Raw genomic sequence first — 14,497 nt, 5'->3', positions numbered from 1 at the left:
GGTAATTTTTCACTGGTCTTGTCGGATTGCGTTCTGTCGGCTCGTCCTTGGGACGGAAGCCAGATCAAACCGAGGAGACCGCCTTGACCGCCAAGCTCGACATCGCCCCCGCCAATGACCGCGAACTGGTTGTCGCCCGCATCATCGATGCGCCGCGCGAGAGCGTCTATCGCTGCTGGACCGACACCAGGCTTTTAACGCAATGGTTCTCTCCGAAACCTTGGACGACGCCGCGTGCCGAAATGGATATGCGCACGGGCGGGTCGAGCCTTGTGATCATGGCCGACCCCGACGGCAATGAATTCCCCAACCCAGGTGTCTTCCTGGAAGTCATTCCCGGCAAGAAGATCGTCTTCACCGATGCCTACACGCAGGCATGGGAGCCATCCGAAAAGCCGTTCATGACCGGTGTGCTGACCTTCGAGGACGAAGGCGACGGCCGGACCCGCTACATCGCGCGTGTCCGCCACTGGAGTGTCGCCGACCGCGAGCAACACGAGGCGATGGGTTTTCACGTGGGCTGGGGCCAGTGCACCGACCAGCTCGAAGAGATCGCCAGGACGCTTTGATGCAGGACGGCTCCGCCGACGGTTGCGCCCAGGCTCAGGAAGCCTTGACGCGGCGCGGCTGCCTGAGATGCTTGATGCCGCTCATCTCGACGAAAGTCGTCGCCGCCTCCCAGAGATAGTCGCCATAGAAAAACGGCTCGAAAGGCTCGGCGCCGCTTAGGGGCGGCGGCGCGATCTCGGCGTCGACACGCGGTTCATAGAAAAACGGGATCGAGAACCGCACCGTCTTCGGTGCGATCACCCGGTGCTGCGTCGCCCGCACACGCCCGCCGGTCCAGCGCTCCAGCAACTGGCCGAAATTGACCGCCAGCGTGCCGTCGGCGGGCGGCACGTCGATCCATTCGCCGACGAGGTTCTTGGCCTGCAAGCCCTCGACGCCGTCCTGCGCCAGCAAGGTGACGAAACCGGAATCGGCATGCTCCCGGCCGATGATGGTGCGCGTCTCCCCCTTGTGGAGGACCGAGAAGTCAGGCCCGCTGATATCGATGCCGGCATTGGCGTCGCGCAGGGGATAGCGGATCAGGCGCAAGGTGGAGATGCCGTGCTCGAAATAGGGATCGAAGGTCGTTTCCGGCAGGCCAAGCCCGCGCCCGATCGACCGCATCAGCGCGTTGCCGACCGTCTCCATCGCGCGGTAATAGTTCGCCGCTGCCGCGCGCCAGCCGGGCAGGGCGTCTTCGGTCGGCAAAGGCGTCGGCTCACACAGCGGATCGTCTGATGGCAAAGCACGCGCCGCCGCGGCGATATCCGGTCCCATGTCGATGCCTTCCTTGTAGGAAACGGCTGTCGGCTGCAACGGAAACCAGCCGCGATAGACATTCTTCCTGGTGCGGTCGAAATTCCAGCGGAGCAATTTCTGCTTCTCGGTGTCGGGAAGGGCGAAGATGCGCAGCAATTGGGCCCGCCGTTCTGGCGTCAGCCAGGTGTCGCCTGGAAAATCCCGAACCGCCATGAAGCCTATTCCCGACGCGGCGGCCATGATGCGGGCGTCGGCGCGGGCGCGGCCGGGCGAGGGCGGCGCGAACAGATCCGCAATGCCGATGGTTTCGATGTCTTGCGTCACGGCTTCCCCCATTACGGTAATCGATGAAACAATATCAAAGCTTTTCAATTGACCCAATCGGTCCCGCCCATTTACCTCGGCCGCACACTCTCATTATGGATCACGGTGATATGGCTAAACATCAGGGCGGGTGCCTGTGCGGGGCGGTGCGCTACAGCACCGACGCGGCGCCCATCAACGAACGCATCTGCCATTGCCGGCTTTGCCAGAAGGCGATCGGCGCCGCCTTCAACGCGCGCATGCTGTTTCGCATCGATGATGTGGCCATCAAGGGGCCGCTGGCGACTGTGAACTCGTCGCCCGATCTCAAGCGCGGCTTTTGCCCGAGCTGCGGCACGACGATGTTTTCGCGCCGCGACTCCGCCGGCATCATCGGCATCACCACCGGCTCGCTTGACGATCCCACGGTTTTCAGGCCGCAGATGCATATCTTCACCGCCTCGAAACAGCCTTGGGTGGTGCTCGATGACGGCCTGCCGCAACACGAAGGCGCACCGCCGCCGGGCTAGGTCTTCCTTCTCCCACAAGGGAGAAGGAAAGCGCGCGACGATGACCAAAAAATAATCCAAATCATCACGCGATAGCCGGCAAAACGTCATTGGCGAGCCATCATTGTCTTCCTATTTATGCTGCGCGGGCCGGCATTCGAGGAGACGACGGATGAACGACAGCATCAGCACCCTTGACGAGCTTTTGAGCGATCCTATGGTCCTGCTTGTCATGGAGCGCGACCGTGTGCGCCCGGAACAGGTGCGCATGCTGCTCGAACGGGTTCGCAGCCGGGCGCCCGATGACGCACGCGCCGATCAGCCGGTCGTTCCGCCGGCCCATATAGTGGCCAGAAGTTGCTTCCAGCAATGGCTGCGCAGTTAGGCGCGATCAGTTGGAACTGGCCGGCAGATAGCTGTAGTGGCTGCGGAAATAGGCAATCCTGAAGCCGAGGCGCGCATAGTTGCGATAGGCCGGGCCGTCGCGTTGCTCCTGCGGCGCCTCGATGTCGGTAGCGAACAGTTTGGCGCCGGCCGCAATCCCGTCGCGCACCAGTGCTTCGCCAAGCACCGCGTCGAGATCGAAGCTTGGCGCCATGATGCCCGGCACCGGCGCTTCGATGCCGCTCCAGGCCGCGCCGTCGGCACCGATGAACAGCGAGCGCACCGCCACCACGGCGCCGCCCCGCTTGGCCATATAGTGATGCCAGCCCTGTCGGCCGGCCAGAGCCAGCAGCCAGGGTGAGGTGGGCAGCCGGTAGCTTTTGTCGATGAAGCCGGCCCATTCGTTTGCTGATGCCTTCTTCACACGTTCGACTGAAACCCCATCAATCGTGAAAAGCGGCTCGGACGACAGCGGATCGGCTTCGCGATAAATCCGCTCCCAGCCGCCCTGGCGCTGCAGGCCGCGCGCCTCGAGCCAGCATCTGACGCGTGATGGTTCGGTGTGTGGATTGACATAGAACCAGGGCCGCGAAATGCCGGCGGCGCGGTAGTGCGCCAGCAGCGCGTCGAGCTGGCTTTCCGAGGCCGGGCTGTCGACGCCGAAATTCTTCACGCAATTGAAATGGACGAACGGGATCGTCGTGCAGGTGGTCCAGGCAAGGTCGCCTTCTCCCGCTATCGAAAGGCCTTGCCTTGCCGCGAAATCGGCGGGTGCTGCGGCATAGAGGTCGAGCCAGGCGTTCACCTCGGCGCGCTCGATGACACGGCTGAGGTCGCGCGAGACATTCTCGATCGCGATGGCTGGCGGGCGGGGTTCGGCTGGCGCTTGCAATTCTGACAGGGCGGTCTGCATGGCGCTCCTCCATCATCAAACTTACAATGTAAGGTTAGCAGATAATAATATTGATGCGCGACTTGTCAACCAGGGAGACGCCTTACAAATCGGTAAATTGGATTCCGCGCATCGCGCGTCTATTGCTCGCGCGGATCGCTCTTGAAGATTCTCCGACGGAAAGGCTCGACATGGCTGACATCTGCACCCAGGGCGTGGATACGGGCTTTGTCGGCCTGGGATATGCCAAGGTCGCCTTTCTCGGCTTGGTGCAAGGCATCACCGAGTTGCTACCGATTTCCTCGACCGCCCATATGCGCATCGTGCCGGCGGTACTCGGTTGGCAAGACCCGGGCTCCGCCTTCTCCGCCGCCATGCAGCTTGCCGCCCTTGCGGCCGTGATCAGCTATTTCTGGGGTGATGTCAGGGATCTCCTGTTCGGCTCGCTCGACGCGCTCACGCGCCGCGATTTTTCCGACCGGCATTTCCGGCTGGCGTCCTGGATCGTGCTGGCGACGATCCCGATCGTCATTGCAGGCGTCGCGCTATCGGGCGTTCTCAATGCCTGCAATTCGCCGCTGCGCAGCCTGAGCGTGATCGGCTGGTCGTGCATCGCCATGGCGATCCTGCTGGCTCTGGCCGAGATTTTCGCCCGCCACAAGCGCACCATCGCAGAAGCGTCGCTCGCCGATGCGCTGCTTGTCGGCGTCGCCCAGATCGGCGCTTTGATCCCCGGCGTCTCGCGCTCGGGCTCGACCCTGACGGCGGCGTTGGGGCTAGGCTTCAAGCGGGCCGAGGCGGCGCGCTTCTCGTTCCTGCTCGGGCTGCCGGCGATCGCGCTTGCCGGTCTCAAGGAACTGTGGGAACTGCACAAGGTTCATCTCGACACCCATGGCTGGTCGGTTCTTGCCACCGGGCTGGTCGTCGCCTCGATCTCCGCCTTCTTTGCCATCTGGGGCCTGATGCGGGTGCTGGAACGCTTCTCCGCCTGGCCTTTCGTCATCTATCGCGGCCTGCTCGGCATCGTCCTGCTGCTCGGCCTTGCGATGGGGTGGCTGGCTTAGCAGACCCAGTGTTGCGTGTCGGCACCAGTTGGGCGCATGAGTCGCTCCCTCGGAGATGTGATCGCTAGGGTTGATTGACTCCGGAATATAACCGCCCTTAACATTCTGTTAACAAAACAGGTGGGTGGGGGCCGGATGGCATCCTTGATGGGTTGGCGCCGCAAGGCGAAGGGGCTGGCGGTTGCCGTGACCGTCTTCTGTTCGGTGATGGGGTCGGCCCATGCTGCGCCTGCGTCCATGGTTGTCGGCGGCTCGACTTCCCAGCCGATCGGCCATTATGATTTTTGCAAGATCCATGTCGCCGAATGTTCGATCCGCTCGCCCGACAGCGTGCCGGAGCGCCTGACCAGCAAGCTGCTGCACGATATCTCGGCGGTGAACCTCTCCGTCAACGCGCGCGTCAAGCCGATGAGCGACATGGATAATTACCGCAAGGACGAGTGGTGGGCCTATCCGGACAACGGTTTTGGCGACTGCGAGGATTACGCGCTGGAAAAGCGGCGTGAGCTCAACAGCCTGGGCATTGCCATAGCCAATCTTTTGATGACGGTGGTTCGCAAGCCTGATGGCGAGGGTCACGCCGTGCTGACGGTGCGCACCGACAAGGGCGACTACATCCTCGACAATCTGACCGACAAGGTCCGCCTCTGGAACCAGACGAGCTATCGCTACCTGAAGCGGCAGGCGAGCGACAACACCGGTCACTGGGTGTCCATTCTGGGTGGCGACGAACAGTTGGTCAGCGCCGTCAAATAGTCGGGTCGGCTCCGCCGCGTGCGAGCATGAACCTCCTCGATCCGATCCTTTCGTGCCGGTCTTCCATGGTGCCGGCAAGTGGTGATAACCACCACAGCTGATTGAAGCTGGCATCCGCAGGGCACATGGACTTTCTGACACTTCTGAACTCGGCGCCCCTGCTGCTGGGCCTGGTCAAAGCCTCGCTGACGCAGACGGTCGCCGGCACGATGGCATTCAGCCAATGGTTCGTGTCGCTGCCGCCATGCCGCGACTTCGCCTTCGAGGCGACCAGCTATCTCATCTGCGAGGTCGATCCGAAACTGTATTCGATCGAACTGTTCTGGAAGGATCCGGCCGGCAAGCCGTTTCAGTCGCTGCACAATCTCGACGCTGCCCAGCGCGCGGCCGGCCGCACCATGCTGTTCGCCGTCAACGCCGGCATGTATCATCCGGACCTCAGGCCGGTCGGCCTCTATGTCGAGCGTGGCCAGGAAATGGCCGGCGTGAAGACGGGATCGGGAAGCGGCAATTTTTCGCTGCAGCCGAACGGCATCTTCTACATCAGCGGCGGCAAGGCAGCGGTCCGCGCGACCAGGGACTTCGTCAGGAAGCGGCCGCCCACCGACTATGCCACGCAATCGGGACCGATGCTGGTGGTCGACGGCCAACTTCATCCGAAATTCCAGTCCGACGGCACCTCGCGCAAGACGCGCGATGGCGTCGGGGTGCGCAAGGACGGTGTCGCGGTCTTTGCCATTTCGAACGGCGCGGTGAATTTCCATGCATTTGCCCGGCTGTTCCGCGATGCGCTCGGCTGCGACAATGCGCTGTTTCTCGACGGCACGATATCGAGCCTGTTCGCGCCTGGCATCGGCCGCAACGACGATTACTGGAATCTGGGACCGATGATCGGCGTGTTCAGGAAGCGCGGCTAGGCGCGGGCGGATCGCCTGCTCCGGAGTTTGAGCACGATCACTGCTATGATGATCAGGGCGACCACGCCGATCGCCGCCAGCCCGAACAGGCTGGTCACATCGAGTTCGGGGATGCTGCCGGCGCCCTTGGCCACCAGCCAACCCGGCGACAGCACGACCGGCGCCCAGATGATCGCCGACAGGATGTTGGCGATCTGGAAGCGGCGCCGGTGCATGCCCATCATGCCGGCGACCAGCGGCACGGTGGCGCGGACGGGGCCGAAGAAACGGCCGATGAAAACCGCTGCGAAGCCATAACGGTGGAAGAACAGCCGCGCCCTGGCGACCTCGCGGCGGTAGCGGTTGAGCGGCCATTTGTGGACGACGCCGCGCCCCAGCCATCTGCCGAGAAAGTAGGAGATGGTATCGCCGAGCGCCGCCCCTATCATCGCGGCCAGAAGGACCGGCAAAGGCTGTACGATGCCGGCCCCGACCAGGCCGCCGACGACGATGAGCACCGTGGTGCCGGGCAAAAGGATGCCGACCAGCACGAGCGACTCGCCGAAGGCCAGCAGCCCGACCACGAGGCCGGCCCACGCCTGGTGGTTCTCGATGAAACAAACGCTCTGATCGATGAACGCCTGCACGCCAGCTCCTGTTTAAAAGCGTTTCTCAGCTGCCGCTGTCGAGCAGGCTTCTGAGTTCGTCGAGTTTGTCGTTGACGAGCCAGCCGTAATAATTCTCGACCGGCTATTTGCGGCCCTTGCCGCCGGCAACCGCCGCCTGCAGGTCGGCCGCCCGCTGCCGTGGCTGGCCGACATTGTAGAGCGTGGCCGTGATGCCTGGATTGCCTGAGATGTCGAAGCCCTGTTCCTTGTAGGCGTCGATGGCATCGCGCACGATCGCGGCGATGTAGACGATGCTGCGGTCGGGATCCATGACATCGCGATAGATCGCCTGCGGATGATCCGGCGTCAGCCTGTCATAGCCGCTCACCTTGTTGACCAGATCGGTCACCTCGAGCGCGGTCAGCGGGCTGATCTGGCCGAGGCCGAATGTCTGGCCGGCGAAGAAGGGCTGGAAGAAGGCCTGCTGGAAAGTCATTGCGTCGTAGGTGACGCCGTCGACGGTCTTGCCGCGGAAATGGTTGACCCACACCCTGTCGCGGCAGCTCCACAGCGCGGCGCTGTCTTTCGCCTCGGCGCACCCCGCGAATTCCGGCCGCTGGACAAAGGTCTGCACCGGCACGCCCTTGTAGCGGAAGGCAAAGTCGAGGCCGGAATAGGACAGCGCCTTCACATAGTAGGTCTGGACCGAGCCGACGGCCGTCACATTGTAGGTGTGTTCGCCGACCAGCGCGCCGACGATATGGATAGGGTCGATATCATATGCCGCCGCGACCTGCTTGATATGCACCACCAGCTTCTTCTCGCGCTTCAGCAGCGCGACGATCTTCTCGTATTTTTCCGCGTAGGTGGTCTTGAAGGCGCGGGTCCGCGTCGCCGATGCATCCGGGATCGGCGGCTGCGTTTGGGAGCGATTGCCGGGGGGAACGACGATCGGCGCGCTGGCATGCGCGGCCTCGCCCAGCAGCGCGCCGCCGCAGGAGAGGGCCGCGAGCAGGGGGACCAGGAGAAGCCGCTGCAACGCAATCATCGGGCGCCTTTTGAAGAAATCGTGGGAAATGCCTGCGGCAAACGCCGCCTCCCGTCTCAACAGCCACATCATGGCACTGTCAAGGCTGGCCCGCCGGGGTCGACGGCGAATGTCTGAAACGGGTCACAGTCATGGTAAAAAACTTGATTCAAACTTTATTGGTAATTTCTCGTTCATAACTGGCCCCGGTTGTCCGTCGGCCATTGCCTTCGGTCTGTTGTGTTTTGAGTACAGGTCCAGATGCGGTTACCAGGCGCCATCAGTTTCGTGATCGCATCGCTGTGCCTCGCCGGCTGCTCTTCGACATCGGGCATGGACGCGCTCGACCTGCAGAAGCCGTCGAATGAGACCACCAGTTCGGTGGTGCGGCCAAGCGCACCGATCACATCCGTTCCCGTGAGCAAGGCCAGCAAAGCGCGCAAGCTGGCCGAGGCCGCGCCCGGGGACGGCCCTGATCGGCCCTTTGGGCTGGCGGAGGAAGAAACCGTGGCGCTTTCGGCGCCCGAATTGCCGGACAATGTCGATCCGCCCGTCGAGCCCACCGCCCTGGTCTCGCCACCGAAACTCTTGTCGCGTGTCGCACCGGCGATGCTTGCCGGGCCCGTCACGCGCTACGGTTTTCGCGATGCCAAGCCGATCAATTTCGGCCGGGCCTCGCCCCGGCACCTTGCCGTGCACGGGGTCGACGTGTCGCGCTGGCAAGGCGACGTGAACTGGGAAAAGCTGCGCGCCCAGGGCGCCAACTTCGCCTACATCAAGGCGACCGACGGCGGCGACCATCTCGATCCGATGTTCATGAGGAACTGGCGCAATGCCGATGCCGCCGGGCTGAAGCGCGGCGCCTATCATTTCTTCTACTGGTGCCGCACCGCCGGCGAGCAGGCCGACTGGTTCATCCGCAACGTGCCGAAGGTCGAAGGCGCCTTGCCGCCGGTGATCGACGTCGAATGGAACGGCGACTCCAGTTGCAAGCGGCGCCCGTCACGTGAAAAGGTGCTGGAGAAGATGCAGGTGTTCATGGACAAGCTTGAACGCCACTACGGTCAGCGCCCGATCATCTACACCGCCCCCGATTTCTATCGCGACAACCTCCAGGGCGCTTTCCTCGACTACCCGTTCTGGCTGCGCGCGGTGGCGCGGCACCCGTCAAAGGTCTATCCCGGCCGCAAATGGCTGTTCTGGCAGTATTCCGGATCCGGCCTGTCGCACGGCGTGACCGGCCGCATCGACCTCAACGTCTTCCATGGCGACGAGCGGCAATGGCGCGCCTGGGCCGGCGGCGGCCGTCAGATGATGGCCGACGCGGATTAGGGGTCGCGTCGCCATTCGTTCAGGTCCTGCCGTCTATTGGAGCTGGTTGCTCCCGCCATTCCTGTCCTCGCTCAGCCGCAGCTTTCTCCGCAACGCCATGATCTCGGCAATCGCGGCATCGATCATGGTGAGAAGCGTAATCGTATCGTGCTGGGTGGGATCGGCTCTGACATAGGCGAGCTGGTTGACGATGTCGGTGTCGTCCTCGTTTTCGTCGCTCATGGCCGTTTTCCGGTTGTTATCTCCCAGACGGTCTCATTCGATCCGATCCGTCGTCAAATTGCACCTATATCACTTCGTCGTGTGAATGGCCGCCCGACCGCCCATCCAACTGGTCCGACCGCCTTATTTTGGACGACGGCGACGCGATTCGTCGAAGGTGGCAAAAGCCAGAACCGCGGAAAATGATGCGAAGCTGAACAGGACTGCGGCGATAACCATGAGGTCGTAAGTCGACACGTTCGTTCTCCCTGGGATGATAGCCAAGGAGCAAGGAGACCGCACGGGCGATGCATCCGCGTTGATCTGCATCAACCGATCGGCCGATGCCGGTGCCGTGCGCAGCAGCGGGTGACCGTGGCCGAGGGCGAAGAGACGCGAGAATCATTATGCCCTCATCCTCGGCTCGTATTGGTGCCCTTGGATGAAGCCGCGGGCTCGTTGATCATTGCCTCGATGTTGTAGCCATCGGGGTCGAGCACGAAGCAGGCGTAGTAATTCTCCGTATAATCGGGACGCGGGCCAGGCGCGCCATTGTCTTGGGCGCCGGACGGAGACGTGCCTCCCGGCACCATTCGCTGAAAGGCTTTTTTGACTCACATGGATGCAAAGGAGGGCAAGATGGATGTGTTGTCGCAGGCTCTGGCGAAGAGCCGTCAAACGATCAGGGCCTACGAGGACTATGCGGATCGCTACGATGCCATCGTGCGGCATGTTCCCAACGAGAGAGAGCAGGCATCGCTGAAGCGCCTTGTAGCGATTGCCGGCACGTCAGGCCGGATTCTGGAAGTTGGGTCGGGAGCGGGCTACGATGCGGACTTCCTCGAGGGCCTGGCGTCAAGGTTCGCCGCACCGACGCGACAAAACGGTTTCTCGAACTGCAGGCCGCGCGCGGTAAGCACGGTGAGCTTCTCGATCTCCTCACCGACGATCTCGGCGGCCCCTATGACGCCGTCCTGGCGCTCGCCGTCCTGATCCATGTGCCGCGCGACCAGACCGACCAGGTGCTTGCCAGGATAGCCCGGTCGCTGCGGCCAGGCGGCGCCTTCCTCGTATCGATGCGCAACGGCGATGGCGAGACGGACAGCAGCTATCATACGGTCTTGTGGCGCAGGGACGACTTCGCGGCCCGTCTCGAAGCCGCCGGGCTGGTCCTTCTCAGGGACGATTTCAACGTGGGCCGCAACAGCGAGGAATGGAACACCTTCCTGGCTGTCAGGCCGTCATGAAGGGATCTTTTTCCTCCTCCCGCAAGGGGAGAAGGAGAGGGCGCGCGTTACGCCAGGCCGCTCATCTGTCGCCTTTGCGAATAAGCGAGACATTGCTGCCACAGTGCTGTCTAGTGCCTGTTCCTGCACTCCGGGGGGATCAGGGTGGAGCTGGAACTCAAATTTCTGCTTGTCGGCTTTGCCTGCGCGGTCTCCGGCATGCTGTCGCTCATCACTATCGTGAAATGGCGGGAGGTGCAGGCGCTCAGCCGCTGGTTGCCGACGCCGGGAAAGATCATTTCGTCGCGCGTCGAGGCGCGTGAGGTCAGAAGCTCGGGCGCTGGCTCGGACAGCACCGATACCACGGAGATGCGCAATTTCCCGGCCATCACCTTCGAATACAAGGTCGGCGGCAAGAAATTTCAAAGCTCGCGCTACAGCGTGCAGGAAAATTTGGGGAACTTTGAAGTCCGCGAAACCCTTGCGCAGTTTCCCCGCGGCGCGGAGGTGACCGTCTTTTACAATCCGGCCGATCCGAGCAAGGCCGTGATCGAGCGCACCATGCCAGGCGGCGCCTTCAAGTTCATGTTCCAGCTCTCGGCCGGGTTGGTGATCGGCACGGCGGTTCTGGTGTTTTCCATCGGCGGCGTGCTTGAGGCGATCCGGCCGCATCTGCCCAAGCCGCAAAACCTCGGCGCCGCGGCATTGCTGTTGTTCATGGGCCTCTTCGCTCTGCGCATGGGCTTTGCCCAGAAGTCGCTTGCCGGGCAGGCGGCAAAATGGCCGGTCGCCGCCGGCCGCATCGATGCCTCAGGCCTGCAGGCGTTGCGGACCCATTCAAGCTATCAACGTTGGCGCACGGTTTTCAAATCTCGCATCGTCTACAGCTATGGCGTCGCCGGCCAGCGCTATAGCGCCGACCGCGTCAGCTTCGGCGCGACCATCACGGCTTCGCTGCCCGGCCTCGTCAGCGGCCAGGCGCGGCGCTATGCAGAGGGCAGCAAGGTCGACGTGCACTATGATCCCGCCAACCCTGGCTCGGCGGTGCTCGAATGCCGGGTGCGTGGGCTCTGGCTGCTGTGGGTCTGTTCGGCAGGATTTCTCGGCGGCGCTGCCTTTCTGGTCGGGCTGGTGTGAGGACGGGTTTTTGGCTTCCACAACGCTTTCCCGGAGACATCCTGTGATCGTTCGTAAACTGGCCTGCGTTTTCCTGGGCCTGCTTGGCCCGATCCAGATGGCGAATGCCAAGGAATGCCTGCTGAGCCACGCCACCTACCGCGAGCCGCGCTCGGGCGCGGTTCTGCGATTCCGGCCGCTCGACAATGAGCCGGCGGCGCTGACGGCGCAGGTGTTCTCGCTGAGCGTGCCAAACACCGATAAAAACCTGCCGGCAGATATCACCTGGACCAACGGCAAGAATTCGTTTCCGCTCGGCACAATCCGCCACACCTGCACTGACGACGACCGCGAAGCGGGCCTGCAGGATGGCAGCGGATTGTGCAGGATATGGGACGGTCAGGTCTATGCCTTGACCGGCGGCGGCGCCGAGCAGTTGAACTCGCGCGAAGCGACACCGGCGCCGAAAGGGCTGGCTGTTGCCCGATTTCGGTGTGGCTTTCACCGAATGGGCCGATTTCGCCGACGCCAATCCGGATGGCTCGGCCTGGGATGCCTTCACTCTGACAGGATGCAGCGATGACTAGCGCCGTGAGATCGATCAGTTCGCGTTGCGTGCAAGCGCCTAGACCAGTGCTCCTGCCGCTGGCGACCCACCTCCTGGCCCGCCCCCGAAGGTGACGCTAAGTCCGTGCCACTGGGCGGTTCCTTCCGGCGTGCGCGGATCCTGCTGATGCGATGTGATCGATGGCGGACGTCAAACCGCGGATAAGCGGCTTGCGTAGCGGCGTTTCGACAAAACGCCAGATCAAGAAGGAGGCAAGGAGCACCGTGAGAAAAACGACAAGGAACGCAGCGTTCTTGCCGATAAACGGGGCCAGTGCGTTGAGAGAGAGATAACCTATGTACTGGTGCAGAAGATAAAGTGGGTAAGTCAATCCGCCGAGCATCAGAACGGTTTTCGAAGGGGCCACGCGGGAGCGGATCAGGAGCGCACCTGCGAAAATCCCAAAGACAAATCCATTGGCGACCAAGAGTGCGGGATAGGGAATGGCCGTTCCGTAATGTTCCTGCATCCAGCCCTGATTGAATGTGATCGTCTGGCACGACAACAGGAATGCCGCGACAAGAAGGATGAGCGCCGCCGGCGAACGCCCTTTTGCGACAACCTGTTGGGCCAAAATACCGACGGCAAAAAACGGCGCGTAGCTTGTGATAAGCAAAATTCGTATCGCCGTGTTTCCGAAGAAGAGCTCATTTCCTGCCGAAATCACGAGCCAGATGGCAACGATCGCCAACTTCCAACGCTGGAAGGCACCCGCAAAAATAAGCGCCGCAACCCAGCCATAGAATACGATCTCGAGCATGATCGACCAGTAGACACCGTCCATTGACGGCCTGCCGAATGCGCGGGAGAACATGGAAAGATTGGCGACATAGGTCGAAAAATTTGTCGGAAATCTAGGGTTGTTGGCGATTGAGAGAACGACAAACGTCAACGTCATGCAGAGCAGAAATCCAGGATAAAGCCGCACGAAGCGCGCGACGGCGAAATCCTGCCAATTCCGCCCCTCAGCCGACCACGTGATGACAAAACCGCTGATCAGGAAAAACAGATTGACACCGAGATAGCCATAGATGGCAAACGGAGCAGCCACAGGATATCCAGCGTCGACATCTCCGGCAATCGGTCCTCGATAAAGGTAGTGAAAGCACACAACCGCCAAGGCTGCGATCAATCGTAGAAGGTCGAGTGATGCCAGGCGCGATGAGTTGGTGTTGCCAACCATTTCCATTGCCCCTCCTCGTCATACAGGGCCCTTTGACCCTGACTAAAAGCCTGATCCCAAGGCTTCAGCGTCACAGAGAGGTCTATCGAGCGCGTATCGATAGTGCTAGTCGCTTCGGGCTAAATCATCGTGCGTTTGCATGAGTTCGGCCTTCCAGAACGGGACCAAAGGTTCACAACGCTCTCAGAATGACCGCGATTGCAACGTTCCATACAACCAGAGCAACGCGAGCCCCATAGCGGCACCCAATGGGCCGTAGATCTGGATCCCGATAACGGAGCCGATGACGCCAATAGCCGCGCCCACCATCATCGTCCTAGACTAGACGTGAATCAGGAGGCCCTGACATTGATCCAGGCCTCCTGCCGTTTCCGTTTGCTCACCTTTCAAAAACGAGGGTGAGCAAACGTCGTGTGTCGAATGAGCAGCTTACCTTGACGTCGAGCGAGATACAGTGACGCGTCAGTCAGTCAGTCAGCTTCAGCAGGTGGTCGGACACCCAAAGTTGTATCCTGACCCTTCTGGAACCTATTGAAATCAGTGGCTTATTTTTTAGGAAGATATTCCACACCCAAAGTTGTGTACCTGGCAGACGCAAAGTTGTATACCTGAGTGTGTCTGACAGGTTTTCTTGGGTGGTGTCCGACCTTCAAGAACAGTGTGATCGCCGTTCCGGCCGAAGAAATCTATCTCAAGCCGGACGAGGTACTCGCGCTCATACGGCGCTGTCTCGCAGAGCTTACGACCACGGTGGTTCAGCCAGTCCTGCTCACGATCCTGCCCCAGCGACGGATCTCGGGTGCTGCAGGCAAGTCGGTCTTCCCCAACCGATCCTGTTTCGCTCCGGCGGGCAGATCGTCCTCGTTGATGTACCAATCTTCGTCACAGAAGCGGGCTGCAGAAGTTTGAAGGTGGCCCACGTGCTCTCCTTCATTCGCACGCAGCCATGCCTGGATTTCAGGCTCGCAGCCATCAGGGAAAGCGACGTTGCCAGGCACCTTGATAGGCGTGTCCCAGATGTAATATTCGCTGACCTTGTCCACTTTCCGCCGGGCGCTTAACTTTCGGTCAAGTCCAATTGTCTT

The 14,497-nt window shown here is 61.7% G+C and carries 15 protein-coding genes and 3 pseudogenes; 10 read left to right on the top strand and 8 right to left on the bottom strand.

The features are described 5' to 3' along the window. Nucleotides 1-83 precede the first annotated feature (83 nt). Complete coding sequence (locus tag FJ546_RS06145) at nucleotides 84-569, top strand: SRPBCC family protein (RefSeq protein ID WP_181167831.1); 486 nt, start codon at nucleotides 84-86, stop codon at nucleotides 567-569. Between the two features lie 34 nt (nucleotides 570-603). Here FJ546_RS06145 and FJ546_RS06140 read toward each other — a convergent pair whose 3' ends face one another. Then, a complete protein-coding gene (locus tag FJ546_RS06140) occupies nucleotides 604-1,632 on the bottom strand; it encodes an isopenicillin N synthase family oxygenase (protein ID WP_181167830.1) in 1,029 nt (342 codons plus the stop codon). A gap of 110 nt (nucleotides 1,633-1,742) precedes the next feature. Between FJ546_RS06140 and FJ546_RS06135 the strand changes: the two genes are divergently transcribed. Then, nucleotides 1,743-2,141 carry a GFA family protein gene (locus tag FJ546_RS06135; protein ID WP_140888541.1) on the top strand — a complete coding sequence of 133 codons (399 nt, stop codon included), beginning with the start codon at nucleotides 1,743-1,745 and terminating at the stop codon, nucleotides 2,139-2,141. 151 nt (nucleotides 2,142-2,292) lie between these two features. Then, nucleotides 2,293-2,505: a hypothetical protein gene (locus tag FJ546_RS06130; RefSeq protein WP_095770326.1), complete on the top strand. Its 213-nt coding sequence runs from the start codon at nucleotides 2,293-2,295 to the stop codon at nucleotides 2,503-2,505. 6 nt (nucleotides 2,506-2,511) lie between these two features. On the opposite strand, the gene FJ546_RS06125 is transcribed toward FJ546_RS06130, so the two are convergent. Further along, nucleotides 2,512-3,417, bottom strand: coding sequence for a hypothetical protein (locus FJ546_RS06125; protein WP_140888540.1), 906 nt, complete (start codon nucleotides 3,415-3,417; stop codon nucleotides 2,512-2,514). A 170-nt stretch (nucleotides 3,418-3,587) separates the two neighbouring features. Between FJ546_RS06125 and FJ546_RS06120 the strand changes: the two genes are divergently transcribed. From FJ546_RS06120 to FJ546_RS06110, 3 genes are all read left to right on the top strand, one after another. Continuing rightward, a complete protein-coding gene (locus tag FJ546_RS06120) occupies nucleotides 3,588-4,460 on the top strand; it encodes an undecaprenyl-diphosphate phosphatase (protein WP_140888539.1) in 873 nt (290 codons plus the stop codon). A 135-nt stretch (nucleotides 4,461-4,595) separates the two neighbouring features. Beyond that, a complete protein-coding gene (locus FJ546_RS06115) occupies nucleotides 4,596-5,216 on the top strand; it encodes a transglutaminase-like cysteine peptidase (protein ID WP_140888538.1) in 621 nt (206 codons plus the stop codon). 125 nt (nucleotides 5,217-5,341) lie between these two features. Further along, nucleotides 5,342-6,133: a phosphodiester glycosidase family protein gene (locus FJ546_RS06110; RefSeq protein ID WP_140888537.1), complete on the top strand. Its 792-nt coding sequence runs from the start codon at nucleotides 5,342-5,344 to the stop codon at nucleotides 6,131-6,133. Here FJ546_RS06110 and FJ546_RS06105 read toward each other — a convergent pair. Next, the gene (locus tag FJ546_RS06105) at nucleotides 6,130-6,759 is read right to left on the bottom strand and encodes a DedA family protein (RefSeq protein WP_140888536.1); all 630 of its coding nucleotides are present in this window, start codon (nucleotides 6,757-6,759) and stop codon (nucleotides 6,130-6,132) included. The genes FJ546_RS06110 and FJ546_RS06105 overlap by 4 nt on opposite strands. 25 nt (nucleotides 6,760-6,784) lie before the next feature. Then, nucleotides 6,785-7,840: pseudogene (locus FJ546_RS06100) on the bottom strand (DUF1402 family protein). 168 nt (nucleotides 7,841-8,008) lie between these two features. On the opposite strand from FJ546_RS06100, the gene FJ546_RS06095 reads away from it, so the two are divergent. Beyond that, complete coding sequence (locus tag FJ546_RS06095) at nucleotides 8,009-9,079, top strand: GH25 family lysozyme (protein WP_140888535.1); 1,071 nt, start codon at nucleotides 8,009-8,011, stop codon at nucleotides 9,077-9,079. Nucleotides 9,080-9,112: 33 nt separating this feature from the next. Here the strand turns inward: FJ546_RS06095 and FJ546_RS06090 are convergent, their stop codons facing one another. After that, entirely contained in the window at nucleotides 9,113-9,301 is a 189-nt protein-coding gene (locus tag FJ546_RS06090; protein WP_095770320.1) for a hypothetical protein, read from the bottom strand. A 392-nt stretch (nucleotides 9,302-9,693) separates the two neighbouring features. Then, a pseudogene (locus tag FJ546_RS31510) lies at nucleotides 9,694-9,849 on the bottom strand (VOC family protein); the annotation flags it as partial. Nucleotides 9,850-9,919: 70 nt separating this feature from the next. Here FJ546_RS31510 and FJ546_RS06080 point away from each other — a divergent pair. From FJ546_RS06080 to FJ546_RS06070, 3 genes and pseudogenes are all read left to right on the top strand, one after another. After that, nucleotides 9,920-10,527 (top strand): annotated as a pseudogene (locus FJ546_RS06080) (methyltransferase). Nucleotides 10,528-10,671: 144 nt separating this feature from the next. Continuing rightward, complete coding sequence (locus FJ546_RS06075) at nucleotides 10,672-11,643, top strand: DUF3592 domain-containing protein (RefSeq protein WP_181167829.1); 972 nt, start codon at nucleotides 10,672-10,674, stop codon at nucleotides 11,641-11,643. Between the two features lie 10 nt (nucleotides 11,644-11,653). Then, nucleotides 11,654-12,205 carry a hypothetical protein gene (locus FJ546_RS06070; RefSeq protein ID WP_246686762.1) on the top strand — a complete coding sequence of 184 codons (552 nt, stop codon included), beginning with the start codon at nucleotides 11,654-11,656 and terminating at the stop codon, nucleotides 12,203-12,205. A 100-nt stretch (nucleotides 12,206-12,305) separates the two neighbouring features. On the opposite strand, the gene FJ546_RS06065 is transcribed toward FJ546_RS06070, so the two are convergent. Then, nucleotides 12,306-13,418, bottom strand: a complete 1,113-nt coding sequence (locus tag FJ546_RS06065; protein WP_140888534.1) for an acyltransferase — start codon at nucleotides 13,416-13,418, stop codon at nucleotides 12,306-12,308. Nucleotides 13,419-14,167: 749 nt separating this feature from the next. Continuing rightward, nucleotides 14,168-14,455 (bottom strand): hypothetical protein, encoded by a 288-nt coding sequence (locus FJ546_RS06060; protein ID WP_140888533.1) that lies wholly within the window; start codon nucleotides 14,453-14,455, stop codon nucleotides 14,168-14,170. Nucleotides 14,456-14,497: the final 42 nt, after the last annotated feature.

This window comes from Mesorhizobium sp. B2-4-19, assembly GCF_006441315.1.
Lineage (GTDB): Bacteria > Pseudomonadota > Alphaproteobacteria > Rhizobiales > Rhizobiaceae > Mesorhizobium.
Note: the sequence above shows the minus strand (reverse complement) of the source record. Positions and strands in the feature narration are given on the sequence as shown.